Annotated in this window: 16 protein-coding genes, 1 tRNA gene and 1 pseudogene; 9 read left to right on the forward strand and 9 right to left on the reverse strand. The window is 45.2% G+C overall.

What is annotated here, in order from left to right; all coding sequences use genetic code 11:
• Positions 1–32: 32 nt before the first annotated feature.
• Entirely contained in the window at positions 33–1,319 is a 1,287-nt protein-coding gene (locus NQ542_RS15550) for a sensor histidine kinase (RefSeq protein WP_005635596.1), read from the reverse strand.
• Between the two features lie 12 nt (positions 1,320–1,331).
• Complete coding sequence (locus tag NQ542_RS15555; protein WP_005635597.1) at positions 1,332–2,018, reverse strand: response regulator transcription factor; 687 nt, start codon at positions 2,016–2,018, stop codon at positions 1,332–1,334.
• Between the two features lie 171 nt (positions 2,019–2,189).
• On the opposite strand from NQ542_RS15555, the gene NQ542_RS15560 reads away from it, so the two are divergent.
• The gene (locus NQ542_RS15560) at positions 2,190–3,830 is read left to right on the forward strand and encodes a fumarate hydratase (RefSeq protein ID WP_005635598.1); all 1,641 of its coding nucleotides are present in this window, start codon (positions 2,190–2,192) and stop codon (positions 3,828–3,830) included.
• Between the two features lie 691 nt (positions 3,831–4,521).
• On the opposite strand, the gene pnp is transcribed toward NQ542_RS15560, so the two are convergent.
• Positions 4,522–6,753 (reverse strand): polyribonucleotide nucleotidyltransferase, encoded by a 2,232-nt coding sequence (pnp, locus tag NQ542_RS15565; RefSeq protein ID WP_005635603.1) that lies wholly within the window; start codon positions 6,751–6,753, stop codon positions 4,522–4,524.
• Positions 6,754–6,951: 198 nt separating this feature from the next.
• Here pnp and NQ542_RS15570 point away from each other — a divergent pair, with 198 nt between their 5' ends.
• From NQ542_RS15570 to NQ542_RS15580, 3 genes are all read left to right on the forward strand, one after another.
• Positions 6,952–8,109 (forward strand): redoxin domain-containing protein, encoded by a 1,158-nt coding sequence (locus NQ542_RS15570; RefSeq protein WP_036724802.1) that lies wholly within the window; start codon positions 6,952–6,954, stop codon positions 8,107–8,109.
• 220 nt (positions 8,110–8,329) lie between these two features.
• Positions 8,330–8,800 carry a transcription elongation factor GreA gene (greA, locus tag NQ542_RS15575; protein WP_005635609.1) on the forward strand — a complete coding sequence of 157 codons (471 nt, stop codon included), beginning with the start codon at positions 8,330–8,332 and terminating at the stop codon, positions 8,798–8,800.
• A 12-nt stretch (positions 8,801–8,812) separates the two neighbouring features.
• Positions 8,813–9,208, forward strand: coding sequence for an HIT family protein (locus NQ542_RS15580; RefSeq protein WP_005635611.1), 396 nt, complete (start codon positions 8,813–8,815; stop codon positions 9,206–9,208).
• A gap of 221 nt (positions 9,209–9,429) precedes the next feature.
• On the opposite strand, the gene NQ542_RS15585 is transcribed toward NQ542_RS15580, so the two are convergent.
• From NQ542_RS15585 to NQ542_RS15595, 3 genes are read right to left on the reverse strand one after another with little or no spacing between them, the layout of a single operon-like run.
• Entirely contained in the window at positions 9,430–10,161 is a 732-nt protein-coding gene (locus NQ542_RS15585) for a head GIN domain-containing protein (RefSeq protein WP_005651456.1), read from the reverse strand.
• A gap of 20 nt (positions 10,162–10,181) precedes the next feature.
• Positions 10,182–11,273 carry a PspC domain-containing protein gene (locus NQ542_RS15590; protein ID WP_005635615.1) on the reverse strand — a complete coding sequence of 364 codons (1,092 nt, stop codon included), beginning with the start codon at positions 11,271–11,273 and terminating at the stop codon, positions 10,182–10,184.
• 12 nt (positions 11,274–11,285) lie between these two features.
• Entirely contained in the window at positions 11,286–11,612 is a 327-nt protein-coding gene (locus tag NQ542_RS15595) for a PadR family transcriptional regulator (RefSeq protein WP_005635619.1), read from the reverse strand.
• Between the two features lie 187 nt (positions 11,613–11,799).
• Between NQ542_RS15595 and NQ542_RS15600 the strand changes: the two genes are divergently transcribed.
• The 3 genes from NQ542_RS15600 to NQ542_RS15610 all read left to right on the forward strand — a co-directional run bounded on the left by NQ542_RS15600 (position 11,800) and on the right by NQ542_RS15610 (position 14,988).
• Positions 11,800–13,635 (forward strand): AMP-dependent synthetase/ligase, encoded by a 1,836-nt coding sequence (locus NQ542_RS15600; RefSeq protein WP_005635620.1) that lies wholly within the window; start codon positions 11,800–11,802, stop codon positions 13,633–13,635.
• Between the two features lie 76 nt (positions 13,636–13,711).
• Positions 13,712–14,837, forward strand: a protein-coding gene (gene prfB, locus NQ542_RS15605; protein WP_121955699.1) for a peptide chain release factor 2 whose coding sequence is annotated in 2 segments (ribosomal slippage) — positions 13,712–13,774 and positions 13,776–14,837 — 1,125 coding nt in all. Because the reading frame shifts where the segments join, the coding sequence is not laid out codon by codon here.
• Between the two features lie 77 nt (positions 14,838–14,914).
• Positions 14,915–14,988: transfer RNA gene (locus NQ542_RS15610), tRNA-Ile, on the forward strand.
• A gap of 63 nt (positions 14,989–15,051) precedes the next feature.
• Here NQ542_RS15610 and NQ542_RS15615 read toward each other — a convergent pair.
• A pseudogene (locus NQ542_RS15615) lies at positions 15,052–16,033 on the reverse strand (MFS transporter).
• Positions 16,034–16,045: 12 nt separating this feature from the next.
• Positions 16,046–16,615, reverse strand: a complete 570-nt coding sequence (locus NQ542_RS15620; RefSeq protein WP_005635627.1) for a hypothetical protein — start codon at positions 16,613–16,615, stop codon at positions 16,046–16,048.
• Positions 16,616–16,753: 138 nt separating this feature from the next.
• Here NQ542_RS15620 and NQ542_RS15625 point away from each other — a divergent pair, with 138 nt between their 5' ends.
• Positions 16,754–17,950 carry a DUF4272 domain-containing protein gene (locus NQ542_RS15625; protein ID WP_005635629.1) on the forward strand — a complete coding sequence of 399 codons (1,197 nt, stop codon included), beginning with the start codon at positions 16,754–16,756 and terminating at the stop codon, positions 17,948–17,950.
• Between the two features lie 584 nt (positions 17,951–18,534).
• Here the strand turns inward: NQ542_RS15625 and NQ542_RS15630 are convergent.
• Positions 18,535–20,487 carry an SGNH/GDSL hydrolase family protein gene (locus NQ542_RS15630; RefSeq protein ID WP_039849806.1) on the reverse strand — a complete coding sequence of 651 codons (1,953 nt, stop codon included), beginning with the start codon at positions 20,485–20,487 and terminating at the stop codon, positions 18,535–18,537.
• A 154-nt stretch (positions 20,488–20,641) separates the two neighbouring features.
• Here NQ542_RS15630 and NQ542_RS15635 point away from each other — a divergent pair, with 154 nt between their 5' ends.
• Entirely contained in the window at positions 20,642–22,084 is a 1,443-nt protein-coding gene (locus tag NQ542_RS15635; RefSeq protein ID WP_005635633.1) for an MFS transporter, read from the forward strand.
• Positions 22,085–22,604 lie beyond the last annotated feature (520 nt).

Genomic DNA, 22,604 nt, shown 5'->3' on the forward strand with positions numbered 1-22,604 from the left:
ATTTCAGTTATGGAATCCATCGCCTATATTCCTTATGATTTATCGAGGTAAAATTGAAGGAGGAAGATATGCTCTTCACCCTGATACCGGTAGGAGATGTGCAACCCGTATTGACGACAAATCGCTTCGGCTATGGCGAGGCCGAGTCCGGTCGATTCCTTTTTCTTGCTCCCCTGGTAGAAACGTTCGAAGATATGCTCGCTGTCGAGAGGTACGGTTTGCCCTGTGTTGGCGATAGTCAGCGAGTCTGCCTGGATCGTGACACGGACGTGTCCTTTTTCCTTGTTATGGATAAAAGCGTTTTTCAGCAGGTTGGAGATGAGTGACTCCGCCAGTGTCTCGTTCATCGTTATCTTCAGTAGGCCCTGTTCCTCCAGTGAGATCTGGGCTTTGTAGTGGCTGAATATCTCTTTGTAATCATCTAACAGCCGTTTGACGATGCTGTTGATTTCGACCGGACGGCTGTCGGTGAATTGTCCGTTGTCGATCCGGGAGAGAAACAGCAGGGATTTATTCAGCCGGACGATGTAGTTCAGTGTATGCTTGGTCTTGAACAGTTCTTCCATTTGTTCCTCCGTCAGTTCCGTATTGTCGAGCAGCCATTCGATACGGTTGTTGCAAACGGCAAGTGGTGTCTGAAGTTCGTGCGATGCATTGCCGATAAATTGCTTCTGCTGTTTGAATAGTTGTTCCGAGCGTTCGACGGCTTGGGCTGCTGCTTCGTTCAACCTGCGGAATTCCGGAATACGGGTGTCGTTGGGAACAGGTCCGTGCTGTTTGCCCGGCAAATAACTGTCCAGCCAGTTCAGTAGCGCGTACAACGGGCGCAGGCTCCGATAGAACACCCAAATGCAGACCGTAAGCAGGGTGACCAGTAAAACAATATAAAGAAAGAGAATCCAGTTGGCGACGGCCTCACGTAAATCTTCTTTTTCAAAAGAGGGAGTCGAGACTTCCAGTAGGAAATAATTGTCATCTTTATCGGCGAAGATGGTCCGCAGCACACGTGCCGGTTCAGTCTCTTCCTTTTCCTTTATATATATGTCGGCATCGTAGTATTCGATCGCCGGGTATTGTCTGGCTTCTTCCCTTGTTATGGGACGGATGGAATAGCTGTTGTTACTCCCGTCGTTTTTCGAAGGAAGCTCTTTGCCGGCAAGCGAACGGATGATGATCGTCTCGGAGTAGTCTTCCAGCGCGTCGTCTACTTCATCGTTGATCTCGTCGATCATGGTGAAATAAAAGAAAACCGTCCATACCGTCAGGACGGCTAGCAATGCCAGGGATAGGCGAAGCAATATACGGTAAATCAATTTCATATTTGTTGTGCCTTATTCCTCTTCGTTGATGACTAATTTATATCCGAAGCCATAGATAGAGCGGATTTCAATTGTCGCGCCTGCCTTCTTTAGCTGCTGGCGCAGATTCTTGACTTGTGCATAGACGAAATGGAAACTGTCCGCCTGATCGATATGGTCGCCCCAGACGGCTTCGGCCAGTACGGCCTTGTCAATGATATGGTTCGGTCGGTTGGCAAAATAGAACAGGATGTCGTATTCTTTCTTGAGAAGTTCCAGTTCCTTGTCGTCAACGAATACCCGGAAACTATCTGGTTCGATCCGTAGGTTTCCCAGCCGTAGGGAACGCGAACCGTCGCTGCGTTGTCGTCTCAGCACACTTTTGATACGGGCGTTTAGCTCGGCCAGGTGGAAGGGTTTCGGGAGATAGTCGTCTGCTCCCTGTTCCAGCCCCAGGACTTTGTCCTCGATGGAGTCGCGGGCAGAGATGATGATGACGCTCTCACGCTTCTGCTGTTCCTTGAGCATCTCCAACAACTTCAAACCGTTCCCATCTGGCAACATGATGTCGAGCAGGATACAGTCGTAGCTGTAGTCCGCTATTTTCAGGCTCGCTTCATGGAAGGTGCCTGCCGTTTCCACTACATATCGCTCTTTTGCCAGTGTTTTCTGCATCAGTTCCCTGAGCGAAGGTTCGTCTTCAACTATTAATATCTTCATAAATATAGCCTTATCAGTATCCAAAGATACGAAGTGAATTTAAAATAAACTTGAAATGATCATTTTAAAAAGGCAAACAACCGTCGAATCTCATGATTTTTATATAAGTTTGCCTGTCCGTATCGAGGATACGATTCAAAAACCAATATTATAAATTAAAATACAAACGCTATGGCAACAACTCCTTTCAAGTATCAGGCTCCGTTCCCATTGGGTCCGGATACAACAGAGTATTATTTGCTTACAAAAGATTATGTTTCGGTTTCCGAGTTCGAAGGAACCCCGGTTCTGAAAGTAGAGAAAGAAGGTCTTACGGCAATGGCTAATGCCGCTTTCCGTGATGTTTCCTTTATGCTTCGCCGCTCGCACAACGAGCAGGTGGCTAAGATCCTGAGTGATCCGGAAGCAAGTGATAACGATAAATATGTAGCGTTGACTTTCCTGCGTAACGCAGAAGTTGCTGCTAAGGGTGTACTTCCTTTCTGCCAGGATACCGGTACGGCTATCATCCACGGCGAAAAGGGACAGCAGGTATGGACTGGCTACTGCGATGAAGAGGCACTTTCGTTGGGTGTATATAAAACCTATACGGAAGAGAACCTGCGCTATTCGCAGAACGCTCCCCTGAACATGTACGACGAAGTGAACACCAAATGCAACCTCCCCGCCCAGATCGATATCGAAGCTACGGAAGGTATGGAATATAAGTTCCTGTGTGTGACAAAGGGTGGCGGTTCCGCCAATAAGACTTACCTGTATCAAGAAACAAAGGCGATCCTGAATCCCGGCACTTTGGTCCCCTTCATCATCGAAAAGATCAAGACATTGGGTACGGCTGCTTGTCCCCCTTATCATATCGCAGTGGTTATCGGCGGTACTTCTGCCGAAAAGAACCTGCTGACGGTGAAGTTGGCTTCTACACATTATTATGACGAATTGCCTACGACTGGCAACGAGTATGGCCGTGCTTTCCGGGATATAGAACTGGAAAAAGAAGTGCTGGCCGAAGTGCACAATATCGGTTTGGGAGCACAATTCGGCGGAAAGTATCTGGCACATGATATCCGTATCATCCGTCTGCCGCGGCACGGCGCTTCCTGTCCGGTCGGTTTGGGTGTCAGTTGTTCGGCCGACCGTAACGTGAAGTGTAAGATCAACAAAGACGGTATCTGGATCGAGAAGCTGGACAGCCATCCGGGCGAACTGATCCCGGCAGAACTGCGCGAGGCAGGCGAAGGCGATGCTGTCAAGATCAACCTGAACCAGCCGATGACAGAGATCCTGAAAGAACTGGATAAATATCCGGTGGCTACCCGTCTGTCTCTGAATGGTACGATCATCGTAGGTCGCGATATCGCTCACGCCAAGTTAAAAGAACGTTTGGACCGTGGTGAAGACCTACCTCAGTATATCAAGGATCATCCTATCTATTATGCCGGTCCGGCCAAGACTCCGACTGGTATGGCTTGCGGTTCTATGGGTCCGACGACTGCCGGCCGTATGGACCCGTATGTCGGTTTGTTCCAGAGTCATGGCGGTAGCATGATCATGTTGGCGAAAGGTAACCGTAGCCAACAGGTGACGGATGCTTGCCAGAAATATGGTGGTTTCTATTTGGGAAGTATCGGCGGCCCGGCTGCAATTCTGGCCCAGAACAACATCAAGAGCATCGAATGTGTGGAATATCCCGAATTGGGCATGGAAGCGATCTGGAAGATCGAAGTGGAAGATTTTCCAGCATTTATCCTGGTAGACAACAAGGGTAACGATTTCTTCAAACAGATCAAACCGCGTTGCACTTGCAGCAAGTAAGACGTGCTTTGCATTCATATAAAAAGGGAGGGAGTGAAAAAATCATTCCCTCTTTTTATAGAGAGCCGTTATGTGTAGTCTGATACCTTTATAGATGCGGTTTTCGTTAATTTTTTCTGTTTCGATGGTAATTGTATCGAAATGGATTCTGTATTCTTTACTGGTTATGCTACATATTCTATATAGTATACATTCAGTTTCTGTTGATTATCTCACCCAATTTTACAGCTTCCGTAGCTGATAATACAGATAGTAGTTGCTTCGTCCGTATTTCTTTCAGACCGAATAGGCAAGAGTATGGGTCGGCGGGTCGAACTTGTCCGGTTGGCGTTTGTCCGGAAGCGATGCTTGTCCTTTCCAAAAGGATATAGGCTTGCTTGGAACAGGCTATACCTTTTTTGTTTACAGCCTATATCCTTTTTCCGGATAGGTTATAGGCTATTTTGATTAAATGTTGCGGATAGTTATTGCTTTCTCATTCACCTATTTATTCTGTACTTTGTTTTTTTAATGCTTATAAAAGGTGAAGGCAAGTGTTTTTGGGCCTTCACCCTGGGGGTGCTTGAAATATATGGTATACAGATAGAAGGTGAAGGATAAAAAGAGTGTTGCGTATAAAAAACAACTCCCGTCCCCCAAAATATGGAGCGGGAGCTGTTGGGAAATTATACACGTAGGTGTTTACCGATTCTTAATCCTGACGTTCGCGGCGAGGACCACGGTCTCCACGATCCTGACGGGGGCCACGGTCTCCACGTTCCGATCTCGGACCACGTTCTGGTCTCGGCGGGCGTTCTTCGTAACCTTCTGGTTTCGGCAGCAGCACTTTGTGGGATAATTTGAATTTACCAGTCTTGGCATCGATGTCTACCAACTTGACGCTGATAGTGTCGCCTTCTTTCAAACCTGCCTGTTCAACTGTTTCCAGACGTTTCCAGTCGATTTCGGAAATGTGGAGCAAACCGTCTTTACCCGGCATGAATTCAACGAATGCACCGTAAGGCATGATAGAAGAAATCTTTCCTTCGTAGATTTCGCCGATTTCGGGAACGGCAACGATAGCTTTGATGGAGCGGATAGCGGCATCGATTGTTGCTTTATTCGTTCCGGAAATTTCGATTTTACCCACTCCGTCTTCTTCTTCAATTGTAATAACGGCACCTGTCTTTTCCTGAATACCTTGGATGATCTTGCCGCCCGGGCCGATTACCGCACCGATAAATTCTTTACCGATTGTCATCGTTTCGATTCTCGGAGCATGAGGTTTCAGATCCGGACGAACTTCTGGCTGAGCTTCCATTATCTTGCCCAGAATGTGCATACGGCCTTCTTTTGCCTGTGCCAATGCGTTTTCAAGAATTTCGTATGACAGACCGTCTACCTTGATATCCATCTGAGTGGCAGTGATACCGTCTTTTGTTCCTGTTACCTTGAAGTCCATATCGCCCAAATGGTCTTCGTCTCCTAAGATATCGGACAGGATAGCGTAGTTCTGGCCTTTGTTTTCAGAGATCAGCCCCATTGCGATACCGGATACCGGCTTCTTCATCGGAACACCTGCGTCTCTCAATGCCAGCGTTCCGGCACATACGGTTGCCATTGAAGAAGAACCGTTAGACTCTAAGATATCGGAAATCACACGTACCACATAAGGATAATCTGTCGGGATCATCCGTTTCAATGCACGATGAGCCAGGTTTCCGTGACCGATTTCACGACGTCCCACACCGCGAGAAGCTTTTGCTTCGCCAGTAGAGAACGGAGGGAAGTTATAATGTAATAGGAAACGTTCTTTTCCGTGGTTCAGTACATCGTCGATCATCTTTTCATCGGCTTTTGTACCTAAGGTAACAGTCGAAAGCGACTGTGTTTCGCCACGCGTGAAGATTGCAGAACCATGAGGACCTGGCAGGCAGTCTGTTTCGATCCAGATCGGACGGATTTCAGTAGTCTTACGACCATCCAGACGCTTCCCTTCGTCCAGGATAGCGCGGCGCATCGCTTCTTTTTCTACATCGTGGTAATAGCGGCCGATCATTTCAACTTTCTCGTCTGTCAATTCTTCTTCTGAAAACTGAGCTTTATACTCTTCGACAACTGCTTCGAATGCTTCGGCACGCTGATGTTTGTCGGTGCCGGAGGTTGCAACGGCGTATGCCTTTGCATAACATTTTTCGTGTACATCTTTGCGCAGTTCGTCATCATTGACTTCGTGGCAGTATTCGCGTTTAACCAGTTTACCGCAAGCTTCGGATAGTTCAAGCTGTGCCTGGCACTGTACTTTGATTGCTTCGTGTGCTACTTTGATCGCTTCCAGCATTTCTGATTCTTGAACTTCATCCATTTCGCCTTCCACCATCATGATGTTGTCAAGTGTAGCACCCACCATAATATCAATATCTGCTTTTTCCAATTCAGAGAACGTGGGGTTGACTACGTACTTGCCATCGATGCGTGCGACGCGGCATTCGGAGATCGGTCCGTTGAAAGGAATATCTGATACGGCCAATGCGGCTGAAGCAGCCAGTCCGGCAAGTGCATCCGGCATGTCTTCACCGTCTGCGGAGAATAATATAACGTTTACATATACTTCGGCATGGTAATTGTCAGGGAAAAGAGGGCGGAGGGCACGGTCGACCAAACGAGAAGTCAAGATTTCGTAGTCGGAAGCTTTACCTTCTCTTTTTGTAAAACCGCCAGGAAAACGGCCAAATGCCGAGAATTTTTCTTTGTACTCTACTTGTAACGGCATGAAGTCAACACCCGGGTTTGCATCTTTAGCGGCACAAACAGTAGCCAGCAACACGGTGTTGCCCATACGTACGGTAACTGCACCGTCCGCCTGTTTCGCCAATTTCCCGGTTTCGATGGTGATGGTTCTTCCATCAGCCAATTCGATCGTCTTGTTAATTGGATTAAGCATAATCTTTTTCTTATTTTTCTATCTGTAAAATTGGTGCAAATGTAATGAAAGTTTGTCTGTAAACATGTGAAAATGAAAATAAAAAACATGAGAAAAGCTCTTTTTTATAAAAATAGCGGGAAGATTTAGCGAATAATGGTGCCACAATTGTAAATTAATGTATATTTGCAGCGGATTAAAACAAGAAGTAAAGATATGATGAAACAAATATCCACACGACTGTTGACTGTTTTAGGACTGTGCATGTTCTTTCTCTCAGCTTGTAACAACTCCTCGGATTTCACTGTGAAGGGAGTCGTGGCTGGGGCTGATGGTCAGCTTATGTATTTGGAAAATGTCGGAATCTCTAATGTGGTGACACTCGATTCCATCAAGCTAGCTCCCGGCGGGAAGTTCAAGTTTACGGAAAAGCGTCCTGAGTATCCGGATTTTTATCGTTTGCGTCTGAACAATCAGCTGATCAATTTCGCGGTCGATTCGACCGAAACCATATCCTTCGTCGCTGATGCTGGTACTTTCGCGACTTCTTATTCTGTGGAAGGGTCTGAAAACTCAAAGGCGATAAAGGCGATCACTTTGGCACAACTGGATGCAAACCAGGCTATCAGCCGTCTACGGAAGGAATATGAGGATAAGATGATTTCAGATACGACCTACCGTATGAAGGTTTTGGCTGCTGCCGATGCCTATAAAGAAGTCGCTCGGAAATATATTTATTCGGCGCCGATGTCCACAGCCGCCTATTTCGCTTTGTTCCAGCAGATCGATGGCTTGTTGTTCTTTGATTTGTATGACAGGAAAGATGTCAAGGCATATGGGGCGGTTGCGACCAGCTACAATCATACTTATCCGGAAAGTCCGCGTTCGAAGCATTTGTACAATCTGACATTGCAATCCATGAAGGTCTTGCGTGCGCAACGTCCTGTCGATTACAGCAATGTGGAAACAAAAGAAATTTCATTCCTTGATATCGAATTGCCGGATGTTCGGGGTGAAGTGGTAAAACTGTCTACGGTTGCTCCCGGCAAGGTGGTGTTGATAAACTTTACGGCTTATCAGACGGAATGGTCGCCGGCTTTGAATATGGCATTGGGTGAATTGTACACAAAATACCATGACCAAGGACTTGAAATTTATCAGGTGTCGTTGGATAGTGATTTCCATTTCTGGAGAAACGGGGCCTCTAATTTGCCGTGGGTTACTGTCCACGATCCGCAGTCTGTTTATTCGCAGGTGGCAGGTTTGTACAATGTAAAACAATTGCCCGCTCTTTTCATCCTCGATCGCAAAGGAAACTTGGTTAAGCGTGTCGAAGACGTGAAGAAACTGGAAGCAGACGTAAAAGCAGTACTTTGATTTGTGAATTATAATTTATACGTTGATGAAATCATAATTCATAGGTCCTAACATGTTGTAAAGCACTTCAAAAGGATTTGCGTTCTTAAAAAAGATCGTTTATCTTTGCAAAGTCTAAAAATACAGAGAAAGAGGAGTTCCGGCCAAGCAGTTGGTCGGGATTCTTTTTTTATTATGCAATAATCAATAATAACATTTTAAATAAATAGGAGGATTTAGTATGGCAGTGAGCTATATGACGAAAGATGGCTATGATAAGATTTTAGCTGAAATCAATTATCTGGAAACAGTGAAACGTCCGGAAATATCTGCCCAGATTGCAGAGGCCCGTGACAAAGGTGATTTGTCTGAAAATGCTGAGTATGACGCAGCAAAGGAAGCACAGGGCATAATGGAAGCAAAGCTTTCCCAGTTGAAGGGCTTGATTTCAAATGCCCGCCTGATAGACGAAACCCGTGTTCAAACAGATGAAGTCCAGATCCTGAACAAGGTTAAGATCAAGAACACAAAGAACAATGCAGTCATGACGTATACTCTGGTCTCAGATTCGGAAGCAAACCTGAAAGAAGGCAAGATTGCGGTCAGTACTCCGATTGCGCAGGGGCTGATGGGAAAAAAGGTCGGTGACATTGTGGAAATCAAAGTCCCATCCGGCATGATGAGCTTTGAAATTATGGATATATCGATTTAATAATATAACATTATGGCATCAATATTCAGTAGAATTGTGGCAGGTGAGATCCCTTGTCATAAAGTGGCGGAAAACGAAGAATTCTTTGCTTTTCTGGACATTAATCCGGTTGCTGTCGGTCATACGTTGGTGATTCCGAAAAAAGAAATCGATTATATTTTCGACATAGAAGATCCCATGCTTGGACGTATGATGGCATTTGCCAAACGGGTGGCTCGTGCACAAGAAGCTGTTATACCTTGCAAACGGGTAGGTTTGGCAGTTATGGGACTGGAAGTTCCTCATGCGCATATTCATTTAATTCCGATCCAGAAGGAGTCTGATATGTATTTTGGCGGAAAGAAAATGGAGGTTACTCAGGACGTGCTCGCAGACACCGCTGCACGGATAAGAAATGCCTTTAAATAAATGAGGTAAAGTCTTTTTTGGTAAAAAACTTTATGTATATTTGTAACCGCTTCTTCCTCTGTATGACAATATTGAGAGGAAGAAAGCGGTTTTTTATAAAGATTCATTAGTGGTTTTTACTCATAAATTTGTTAACCTTAGAAGAAAGGCCCCCCTTGTGAAAGGACGGCCTTCTTTTTTTAACACACAATTATTGTTATACGCAATTTTATTTGGGGTTTTTAATCAACTTTGGTTATGGAACCGCTCCCGATAATGCTCTTTTCCTTTATGTTCGGATTTCCTTTGTATCGGATAGTCCCGCTCCCGGCTATTTTGGTGGATATTGCCTTGTTTGCGGTGATTTCGATATGGGTGCTTCCGGCCGCTTTGCAAGTAAGTTCTTCTGTCTCCAGACCGAACGCTTTGATCTTGCTGCTACCGGCGCTTTTAATATTCATCTTTTCTGTTTTACCGCTTAGAGAGACAGTGCCGCTACCCGCGATTTCGCAATCTAAACGGGTGATGGCAATGGAATCGGCTTTTATAGTTCCTCCTCCTGCAAATCTAATTTCCAGTTTTTTGCCGTTGAGACCTTTGCCTAAATCACAATTGCCTCCGCCTGCCATTTTGAACTCTTTCAGTGCAGTCGAGTTGGTTATCACGATAAAGCGGGTGGGGTTGATTCCGGTATGCCTATTTTTGGGGCGGACAACCAACACTTTGCTATCGGTATTGATATCCAGAAGATCCATGATATTTTGGTCTGTCTCGACTTTCAGATAGGGAACGTCATCCGATTGCATATATTTGAAGTCGACGTTTTCTCCCTCGATTTGTATCTCGTCGTAATCCTTTATCGGGATTTCCTTGCTTACGACATTGCCGTCACCGGAAACCTTGTTTATATGGCAGGAGCATAAAAGCCCTGCTATGAGTATGAGTACCAGTATGAATGAATATGATTTTTTCATGATTCTGTTGTTTTTATAGATTATATATTGAAGAAGTTGTACCAGGGCAATGTGCTCCATCCGTTTATTCCGGTCTGGTAGAAGTAGATGACGCACAGCACTACGGATACTAACCATAAGATCAGCAACGTCCATTTGGCCGTATTGGGCAATGGCTTGGCTTTGAATAGTTGCATGCAGATTGCATATACCAGGGCAAAAATAGGAATTCCAATCAGTAGAATGAATCCGATGCATCCCATGATGGCCAATGAAATAGGTGCTCCCGCTATCAGGTTGGCCCCGAACGGCGACAATTGATATAGGAAGCCTGTGCCTCCGGCAATAAGGGCAAAGGTGACGACGACCAATATAAAGGCAACGAGCAATAATGGCGGTAGCAGGATGATTCCGATCAGTATGGCCAGGAATTTGAGGATGAAGCCTACCACACCGACAAACAAGTCCGCCAGTTTTTGCAGAAAGCTTCTCGGTTTGTCGGAACTCATATAATCATTTACATTATTGCTGACCTTCTCGAAGCCATCCGTAACTGTTTTGCCTATGTTTTCGAGGGTGACGCTTTGTCCGCGCATCATCAGCTTGTCGGCTGCGGTCCGGGCCAACGGCATTACCAGCCATAGTATAAGGTATAAGATGATGATCGGTGCATAAGGAATAAAAAGCAGGATGATCATAGCAAGGCGTACAGCCGTCACGTCCCATCCCATATAAGCGGCGATACCACCGGCTACACCTCCCAATACCCGGTTGTCCGGATCGCGCATCAGCTTTTTCGGGCCTCTGGGAATCTCTTCTTCCTGAAAAGCTTGTGTCCTGGCTTCTTCCTTATATTCTTTTTCTTCTTCACCTTCAAACAATTCTTCCGGCTTGCCCATACGCTTGATTACTTCTTCGACATGTTCGATTGTGATCACTTCGTAGCCCAGTCGAACCCGCTCGTTGAATAGTTCGGAGATACGCATTTCAAAATCGTTCATAATCTCTTCCGAACCTTCTTCCTTGCGGAAGTGGATGCGGAGGTTTGCTAGATATTTATCGAGTAGTTGATATGCATCTTCGTCAATGTGGAAAACCGTTCCTCCCAAATTAACTGTCAGTGTCTTCTTCATTGTTTTCTGATTTTAATTGTTTCTGATGTGGTTTATTGTATCATTCAGTTCCTGCCAGGATGTTTCCAGCTCTCCAAGAAATTCTTCTCCCTTCGGGGTGAGCTGGTAATACTTGCGAGGCGGTCCTTGAGTAGATTCTATCCACTGGTAGCTTAACAATTCGCTGTTCTTTAGTCTTGTTAACAGAGGATATAGGGTACCTTCCACTACAATCAATTTAGCTTCCTGTAACTTCTGGATAATGTCAGAGGTGTACGCCGGCTCTTTTTTGAGAAGCAATAGAATACAATATTCCAATGTTCCCTTTCTCATTTGTGATTTTACGTTCTCTGCATTCATTTTTATTTTGTTTTACGCTACAAATATATGCATTGCCTGTGTACTATGCAATACATACTACTATGTTTATCCTAATTTAACATTAATATTGCACAAATCCGGCACTTTTGTGTAAAAAAGGGGCTAATCTCGTGACAAATAGAATAGAAAACCGTACTTTTGCAACATCAATTCAAAACAAAGAATTATGATTTACTACCATTATGCCGAGTTGGTTCATCGACAGGCAGAAAAATATGGCTCCCGTACCGCATTGAAATATCGTGATAATGCAACCGGGAAATGGTTAAAAATATCTTGGAAGGAATTTTCTGAAAAAGTTATGCTTACGGCCAAGGCAATGGCCGAATTCGGGATAGAAGTACAGGATAATATCGGGGTTTATTCACAGAATATGCCGCAATGCTTTTATACGGATTTCGGGGCATATGCGAACCGTGTGGTTTCTATTCCGATGTACGCAACGAATTCTCCGGGGCAGATCGAGTATATAATCAATGATGCTCATATACATACTTTGTTTGTCGGCGAGCAGTTGCAGTACAATAATGCATTCAAGGTGCAGAAAGAATCTCAATACCTGAAGCGCCTGGTGGTGTTTGATCCGGCTGTCAAGTTGAACCCGGAAGACAAGACCTCGATTTATTTTGACGATTTTTTGCGGCTGGGCGATAATGCGCATGCCGAGACAACGGTAAAGATCCGTACGAACGAGGCGGTGCCGGAAGACTTGGCTACCATAATATATACTTCCGGGACGACCGGAGAATCCAAAGGTGTCATGCTCCATCATTCCAATTATTTGGAAGCCATGCGTATCCATGACATCCGCCTCCCGATGGTGACGGATAAAGATCTTTCTATGTGTTTCTTACCACTGACTCATATTTTTGAAAAAGCGTGGTCTTACTATTGCCTGCATAAGGGAGTGACGATTGCGATCAACCAGGATCCTAAAATGATTCAGAAGACATTGCCGGAGGTACACCCTACATTGATGTGCAACGTCCCTCGGTTCTGGGAGAAGGTATATGCCGGCGTGCATGAAAAGATCAACTCGTCATCTTCTACCATGAAGAAAATCTTTTTGGATGCCATCGAGACCGGGCGCAAGTATAACTTGGAATATAAAAATAAGAGCATCCCGGCTCCTTTCGGGTTGAAATTGAAGTTCGAAATGTATAATAAGACTGTTTTCAATTTGCTGAAACGGGTGTTGGGGATCGAACGCGGTCGTTTTTTTCCGGTGGCCGGTGCGCCGCTCTCGGATACGGTCAATGAATTTTTGCAGTCTGTTAATATCCCTATTGTGTATGGTTACGGTTTGAGCGAGACGACAGCAACCGTCTGCTTCTATCCTGAAATCGGATTTCAGTTCGGTTCGATCGGAGAAGTCATGCCAGATGTACAGGTACGGATTGATCCGGAGAATAGCGAAATTCTGGTAAAAGGCAAGACTGTGATGTCCGGTTATTATAATAAGCCGGCCGAAAATGAAAAGGCGTTTACGGAAGATGGTTATTTTCGTACAGGAGATGCCGGAAGGATGGAAGGGAACACGTTGTTCTTTACTGAACGTATCAAGGACTTATATAAGACATCGAACGGCAAATACATCGCTCCGCAAGCGATTGAAATGGTTATGAGCGGCGATCAGTATATCGAACAGATTGCTGTTATCGGTGACCAGCGTAAGTTTGTCAGCGCGTTGATTGTTCCCGCTTATCCATTACTGGAAAAGTATGCCGAAGAAAAGGGGCTGGCTGTCGGTAGCCGGGAAGAACTTGTCCGGAATAAGGAAATCCTTCGCCTGATCGAGACACATATTGAGGAAAACCAGAAGAACTTGGCTTCTTATGAGAAGATCAAGCGTTTCACCTTGTTGTCCGAACCTTTTACGATGGGGTCTGAACTGACGGATACACTTAAGCTCCGTCGTTCTGTCATTCTGAAGAAATACGCAGATCCGATCGAAAAGATGTACGAAGAAGCTTCGAATATGTGGGGTAGTAATCCGGTTTAGATGGGGTAGCTGTGACATTTTGATAGTCAGGAAAATTGAGTATCTTTGCGGGACAAATTTAAAAACAAGAATTTTTATGATCACATCAGACCAACTACACAATGTGTTGGAGCGCGAGCAAGCGCTGAGGGGGTATCTTTGACATAGATGGTAAGACCATCCAGTTAGAAGAAGAAGAGTTACGCACTCATGATCCTGGTTTCTGGGAAGATGCTAAACGGGCGGAAGTCCAGATGAAGAAAGTAAAAGAACTGAAAAAGTGGATCGAACTTTATAACGAGGTTCATGCTGCAGCAGAAGAATTGCAGTTGGCTTATGATTATGTAAAAGAAGGAATCGTCAGCGAAGAAGAAGTTGACGAAGCTTATGGCAATGCCATCCAGTTGGTGGAAAGCCTGGAGTTCCGCAATATGTTGCGTCAGGAAGCCGACCAGATGAGTTGTGTGCTGAAGATCAACTCCGGTGCCGGCGGTACGGAAAGCCAGGACTGGGCTTCCATGTTGCTCCGTATGTATACGCGTTGGGCGGAGGCGAATGGATATAAGATTTCCGTAGCCAACTATCAGGAAGGGGATGAGGCCGGTATTAAAACGGCGACTCTCAACATCGAAGGCGACTATGCTTACGGATATTTGAAGGGTGAAAACGGTGTGCATCGTCTGGTACGTGTGTCTCCTTATAACGCGCAAGGCAAGCGAATGACTTCATTTGCTTCTGTTTTTGTCACCCCGCTGGTCGACGACACGATCGAGGTGAAAATCGATCAGGCTGCCATCTCTTGGGATACGTTCCGTTCGGGAGGTGCCGGTGGGCAGAACGTGAACAAGGTGGAATCCGGAGTGCGTCTGCGTTATCAATTTAAAGATCCTTACACGGGTGAAGAAGAAGAGATCCTGATCGAGAATACGGAAACCCGCGACCAGCCTAAGAATCGGGAGAATGCGATGCGTCAGTTGCGTTCAATCTTGTACGATAAGGAATTGCAACATCGTATGGAAGAGCAGGCAAAGGTGGAAGCCGGAAAGAAAAAGATCGAATGGGGTTCCCAGATCCGTAGCTATGTGTTCGATGATCGTCGTGTAAAAGACCATCGTACCAATTTCCAGACATCCGATGTCAACGGTGTGATGGATGGTAAAATTGATGATTTCATCAAGGCTTACCTGATGGAGTTCGGTGCTGAGGAATCTGCGGAAAAGTAAGATTTCTACTTTAACATTTGCATATCTCGATTATAAATCGTAATATTGCACCCGATTTCAGAGCTACGCTTTGAACAGGTCCTATAGCTCAGTTGGTTAGAGCACCTGACTCATAATCAGGGAGTCCTTGGTTCAAGCCCAAGTGGGACCACACAAAAGGTTTACACATTGAGTGTAAACCTTTTGTGTTTTTAAGTACTTGCCGATTTCCATCTTATGCCGGTGCGGATGTTGCCCTTTTCCGCATGATGGGAGATACTTCCCGGAACGCGTTGATCTTCCTTGCCCAAAGTATGCAACCCAAAGAGCAAGTTGCGCATGCCATGAAGACAATACCCGTCGTGACCATCGTATCGCCCAATCCGACTAAAGGAGATACCAGTCCTCCGAACCCAAAGCCGACTGCACTCGATAAAGCCGAAGCTGTGCCGGCATGTTCACGTTCACATTCCATAGCCAAGGCGGTAGTCGAGGTGAAAGAGAAGCCCATCATGAATAGTAAGGTGATTAGCAATCCCTCGTAAATCCAGAAATTGCAATTTAGGATCATGGCTATACATACGATAATGGAAAGGGCGAGCATGCCTATGCTACTGGCGAGCGTGCTGTTTTCCGGCTGGCGGAATCTGACGGATAAGTCGGCATCCCAATAGCAGGATAATTCCTAATGCCAGTAATACCCAGAAGATCCCTTTCCAGTCAATCCCTTCTGTTAAGCCTCCTCCGATGATCGGAGCGGCTACAGGAGCGACTCCGTTGATTGCTCCGATTATCGCAAGTGTCTTTGCCAACTCTTTACCGGTGAACATATCTGTCGCGACGGAACGGGAGATTACGATACCGCCGGCACCCGCAATCCCTTGTAGCAAGCGCAGTATTGCAAATATCTCGATAGTGGGAGCAAAGATGCAACCTATCGTGGAAATGATAAAAAGATACATGGCTGCCAACATTGGAGAGCGACGCCCATACTTATCACTTAGCGGGCCGAAAAAGATTTGTCCTGCCGCCAGTCCGATCATACTGGCTGTCAAACCTAATTGTACCAATGAAGGTGTTGTCTTGAAATATTCTCCCATCGAAGGCAGGCTAGGGAGATACATGTCTGTGACAAAAGGCCCGAATGCCGTCAACATCCCTAACAGGGTAAGGAGAAAAAACTTGGAGTTTCCATTCTTACTTTGTATGTCAATCATCTTTTTTCTTTTTTATCTGATAAAACATGCAAAAGTACATTCAAACGGGCAAGTACGATTGTTTAAAATATCCGTTTCTTTGGTTATTATCGGTAGCTTTTCAATATCGGATTTCCGGTCGCCCTCTTCGATCTGTTTTTCTTGGTTCGCCCCTTGTTGGAAAATGCCGGTGAAGGTTACTCTGACGGGCAAGCCGTTTGTATCGAGTGTCACCTCTTCTCGGTAATCTATGTCCATTGACGGTTCACCTCCACGGCTGACTTCGTAGGTTTTGTCTCCGATTTTGTTAAAATGTACCCAGGCATGTCCGTCAGCCATATCTTTGGGAGGCGTGTAGAATATGCCGGATAATTCCCCTTCCTCATAACTGAAATGAGTCGCTTGCCCATCCGGATATTGGATCCCGGCAAACTGGTTGCCAGAGTAAATGAATGAAGCGGTAACTAGCCCGTTTGAAAGAAGGACACTGGGCCGCCCGTCTATGCCTGTCAGCTTGATGTCGTCATTATCGCTGCAGGAAGATTGGCACAATCCGTCCATCAATAAGACGGCGGATAGAATAGTCGAAAGTAACTTGTTCATAATAATATCTGGTGTTTGTTTCTAATATGATGAATGGAGAGGAAAAAGGGTGCAGCATTTTCTTTGCGGATGTTTATAATTTGCTATTTTTGTAAAATGCTATAACCATCCGGTGGCTCGGATATAAAAAAGTAAAAAATGGAAAAAGCGAATGTTACTTTGTACACGGTCATCGGAGATTCTAACCGTATCGTGGAAGCAATCCGGGAACGTTTTAAAGAGATGACCAAAGAATTTGTTTGTGAAGACGAAACGATCGACTTGACTTTGCCGGATGGAACACATGTCATCTTCTCGATCAAGCACCGGATGAGCAAGCCGGACTTTATTGCTTCCCATATATCTGGTATGGCCAATTATTTTTCGCAGGTGAAGACGCCATTGGTTGGACTAAAAGAAAATGTCTTGCTCCAGATACGTGTGTTCAACTGTGTGACTGGGATCACTTTCGATCTGAACGACAATGAAGACCGGACGAACTATATCCTGAACCGTTTATTCGAGATTGCCGGAGACGTGAACGGTTTTCTGCTCTATCCGAGCATGCAGATCTTTACCGGTGAAGGGAAACTCCTCTTCTCTGCCAAAGGCGAAAGTCAGTTGACCGAATTTATCCCGGTCGGGAATGCCGATTTATTGGACGGGAACTACCAGGAAGAAACTCAGGCTGATGTGGAAAGACGTTTGCGTTCGATTGCGTTGCTCGAAGAGAAACATATCCCTTATATGGAATATTTGCGTAGTGAAGCATTGGAAAGTGAAGCCCATTTGAGAAGCCGAAAGGAGATGGTGCAACGTGCCGCCGCGTTGTTTGCTGTTGCTGTCTATTCGGAAGTCATGCTTTCGGGAGGTTCGGGACGGGAAGAAGCCTTGTTCTATTTTAATAAGATGGAACAGTTGTACGAGGTGGAATCTTACCTGTCACCGGCCGAAGCTGCTTATATCGATAATCCTGATCCGGAAGAACAGGAATGTATTCTGTTCGGATGGCGCTATGAATGTGCCGGTGTTTTGCTTTGGGCGGCAGGTGTTGTGGATGATTTGCCTTATCCGTCTGAGATTATTGATGTCCCTGTTTTGGCTGCTATTTTCTGGCAACATAAAGGTATCGGTGGATTGCTTTCGAAAGGTTTCTCTCGTTCGCAGTCCGAAATATTGGATGCTGCCGATATTACACTTCGGTATGATTGGGCTTGTGTGGAAGCACGAGTTCATGGAAAAGAAGCTCCTGCTTCGCTGAATGGGGACGTTGTCATGGAACGGCATTATGCTTTTAATTGGATTATCGGAGCGAATGGCGGTGCAGACTGGGATGATATCCAACCGAATACATGATGCTAGATCTATCACGATTTTGAAAATGTCTTGGATGAAGATATCAGTCTTTGCTCTTGATGGCAAATATCCCTTTGTCTCTATGCAGATTTCTTTTGCGAAAACTACCTTTATACTATTATGATTTGTTGTCAATTCATTAAAAATCAATGAGCGTAGAATGATAGATGGTATGAAAGTTGCTTTTCCTATAATCATGCTATCATAAAACAAGCACATTTTTTTCGAAAGCATATGACTTATTTTAAAGTAATTACCTACTTGTCTCTCTTGACATCCGGGTCTCACCACCTTTCATATCCAGGTCCTGCGACTGTACAGATGGGGGTGGAATCTTGTTAAAACGAGGGTATTTGTGAATAGATCTGCCTGTTTTTAGTTAAATTAGTCCGTTTCTTTTGGAAAAATCCCAAAGTGGCAGACAACTATGATTGTGGAATGATAGTAGCATGATAGTCAAATTTGCTACTATCATTCCTATACTTATTGATATTCAATAGATATATTCGAATTATGATAGTATGATAGTCCTTTTCGAAAACTTATGTAAGAAGAAGGTCTTCTTTTTGCCGAATGGAGAATCTTTATCTGCCGTTTACCACGAAATTTCGTATCTGGCATTCCGTTCCCTGTGAGGCGGGGTTCTTCTTTTTCGATATGCGGAGAACCAGTTTGTGATCCGTGTCTTTCAGTTCCGTTTCCAGCATGTAGACCCAGGGAATATAAAGATTGTGGCTCCATTCAGTGAAAGTATCCAGTTCTTTGAACGGGGCGCCGTCGACACTATATTCCAAGATTCCGGCAGAAGGTCCGCTGACGCAGAAAATACCGATCGCTTTCCCCCGGAAATCCAGTGTTAGTCGGTCTCCTGGACGTGTAGCTTCTAACATAGGAACATCGACAAAGCCGTTCCGCTTGCCGGCCTTGTTGTCGGGATGCCAGTTGTCTACTAATTTCCAACCTTTGTTCAAGTGGGCTTTTTCGAGAGCGATGAAGTCTCCGTTATAATAACTGTAGGCATCCAGCGGCTTGGCCGGAATGTCGTGTGCCGCAATTGTCCCTTCCGGCGAAACTCCTTTCCACATCTCGTCGAAAAGATGGCCGATAGCGGCAGCATAAAACTTATGGCCGAAAGGTTTCGGATGAGTGCCGCCGAACTCGTCCCAGGTAAATTCGCCGTTTTGCATCCGTTCGCCGATCTCCTGGCAGAGATTAATCGAAGGAATAAGATAGTGATTCGCCACCCGTTCGTGATTCAGGATAACATCCGGCATCTGGCGGCGGGCGATCATCGGGATAAACGGGTCATAGATGAAATGCAACATGACGATATCCATTTCCGGGTTGCTTTCCAAAGCATGGCGCACTTCCCCTTCCATGCCGCGTACCTGTTCGAGGGCGCTGAATCTATTCGTGTCGTCGTTTACGGCGGCTTCGACAAAAAGAAGGTCGACTTTCCCTTTCGAAAGGATGTCATGTTGCAGGCGGAAGGAACCCGGAGTCGTCCCGGTCGAACCGATGCCTGCTTCTACCCATTCGAACTGTGTATAAGGGAAACGTTGCTGTAGTTGTCGCTCTATCATATTGCGCCATCCGTCCATTTCCGTGATGGAACCTCCCAGGAAGGCAACCCGCGCCCGGCGTTCTTTCTCGAATTTACGGAACGAGTTTTGCAAGCTGCCACGTACATTGTAATGTATATACTTTTCGTACTCCGGCTGCTGGCGAAGGATGAAGTCTACTACCGGTTCCGGATTGTCCAAACTATGTGGATGATGGTCGCACCCTTTCTTTAGGATAACTTCCACCGGACCTCCTGCCGCAAGGTAGCGTGAACGTACGACATCCATGTTTTCCTTGTAGGGGACGGTCTGATCGCTGTCGCCGCATACACTGATGATCGGTATACCTGCGGCTGCAATCGGGGCGAGGTTGTCGATCGGGTTCCCTTTGAAATGTTCCATTCCTGCATCTGTCAGGTTCCATTCCTTCAACAGATCATTCCACAAAGCCGTGTTTTTTCTTCTCGGCCAGCTAAACACGTCGCAAACAGGAGCGTCTACATATATACAAGCCACTTTCTCTGTATTTTGAGCCGCCCAGTTGAAGACGAACAAACCGCCGCGGCTGAATCCTTCCAGCGTGACTTTTTCGGAAAGATTATAAAGATCCGTCATATTCTCATAGAATTCGGTGCCCAGAGAAACTGCCCTTGGACTTCCATATAGATGAGTTACATCGTAATAAACAATGTGGAACCCTTTTTCCAGTAACGCTTTGTCCACACTTGGAAAAGCATCGAAGAACGCCGGACGCCAGATCCACGGATTTCCTTTGGCTGCTTTTTTAGGTACGACAATGGTTGCCTGGCGATCCTTGAAGGTGAAATCGTAGCGGTCGCATCCGTTCCATTCGCCTGTTTTTTCATGGGCTTGGGCGACCAGACCGGTTATCAGGGCCAGAAGTACCAAATAAATAATCTTTTTCATAATAATCATGGTATTTATAAAGTTTACATTGGAGAAACAAACGTACATAAAATGCTTATTTTATGCAAATCAAACCTCTAAGAATCGGAGGTGGGATGTGAAAGAAATAAAAATACTTCGTGTATTCGCACACACAAACTTGTGTAGAACAAAAAAAATGCCTTATATTTGCCCCGTATTATGAAAAACGAATATTAATATCATGAACACATTTCAAAAAGCAAGTGAGAAAATGACAAATTACAGATGGACAATCTGTGCGATGTTATTTTTTGCAACAACAGTGAATTACCTCGATCGCCAGGTTCTTTCTTTGACCTGGGATGAATTTATCAAACCGGAGTTCCATTGGGATGAATCCCATTACGGTACGATAACATCAGTTTTCTCAATTGTGTATGCAATCTGTATGCTGTTTGCCGGCCGTTTTATCGACTGGATGGGTACGAAGAAAGGATATCTTTGGGCTATCGGTGTTTGGTCGTTCGGAGCCTGTCTCCATGCCGGTTGTGGTATTGCAACCGAACATTATGTCGGAATGAATAGTGCAGCCGAATTGATTGCAGCGACAGGAGATGTTGTTGTGATATTGGCAACCGTGAGTATGTATTTCTTTCTGGCTGCCCGTTGTATTCTGGCATTGGGTGAAGCAGGTAACTTCCCCGCTGCTATCAAGGTTACGGCTGAATACTTTCCAAAGAAAGACCGTGCTTATGCGACTTCGATCTTCAATGCCGGTGCTTCTATTGGGGCTTTGGTCGCTCCTATCTCTATTCCCTTGTTGGCAAAAGCTTGGGGCTGGGAAATGGCTTTTATCGTGATCGGTGCGCTCGGTTTTGTCTGGATGGGTTTGTGGGTATTCATGTACACGACCCCGGACAAGAGCAAACATGTGAATAAAGCCGAGTTGGAGTATATTGAACAGGATAAAAACGAAAAAGACGTTGTCGTCGTTGAAGAAGAACACGAGAAGAAGATCGGTTTTTTGCAATGTTTCACGTTCAAACAGACTTGGGCCTTTGTTGTCGGTAAATTCATGACGGACGGGGTTTGGTGGTTTTTCCTTTTTTGGACTCCTTCTTATCTGAATACGCAGTTCGGTATCAAGACCTCCGATCCGTTGGGCATGGGGTTGATCTTTACTTTGTATGCCATCACGATGTTGTCTATTTACGGAGGTAAACTGCCGACGATTTTTATTAACCGAAGTGGAATGAACCCATATGCCGCTCGTATGAAAGCGATGTTGATTTTTGCTTTCTTTCCTTTGTTGGTACTGTTGGCGCAGCCGTTGGGTACGATTTCTCCGTGGTTTCCGGTTATCATGATTGGTATCGGTGGTGCAGCTCACCAGTCATGGTCTGCCAATATTTTCTCTACTGTCGGTGACATGTTTCCGAAATCGGCTATTGCAACCGTTACGGGTATCGGAGGTATGGCCGGTGGTGTCGGTTCCATGATCTTGCAGAAGGTGGCCGGGAATCTGTTTGTTTATGCAGATGCTACTCAGATGACATTTATGGGCTTCACTGGCAAGCCTGCCGGCTATTTCATTATCTTCTGCGTATGTGCCGTCGCTTATTTGATCGGTTGGACTATCATGAAGATTTTGGTCCCGAAATATAAGGTGATCGTTCTTGAATAGTTGACATAGAGAGTATATAGTTTATAAGAGAAGAAGGAGGATGTGCCTGTATGGATGCATTCTCCTTTTTTACTATAGGAGAGCGGCTGCTTTTCCGAATACGTTCAAGAATGACTGGTTGACCAGTGTTTGATTGATTTTGCTCCGGAAAGAAAATCTTTGCGATCACTTAAATCACACTTTTTCGGGCGAAGGTGAAAGGAACTTTTTCCTTTTTATCATGATAATATCCCAATATTTTTTCTTACGTACCTTAAAGATAGAGTATTTGTATCCAGAGCGGAACGTATAAAAAAGTTTTCAAATCATTTGGAAGTTTGTATTAGAAGAATTACTTTTGCACCCGCATTCGAGCGAGAAGGTCGGCAGTTAACATGATGATGGGGTAGTTTCAGTGATAGCGAGGATGAGGTTAGCTAGGCTAAGCGAATATCCGACCATCCGGGGGCTTTGAAAAAAAACTTTCAAAATTTTCCTTGAAAAGTTTGTCAGTTAGAAAAAAGTTCTTACCTTTGCAGCC

Origin of the sequence: Parabacteroides merdae ATCC 43184, from assembly GCF_025151215.1 — a bacterium.
In the GTDB taxonomy this organism is placed as follows: Bacteria; Bacteroidota; Bacteroidia; order Bacteroidales; family Tannerellaceae; genus Parabacteroides; species Parabacteroides merdae.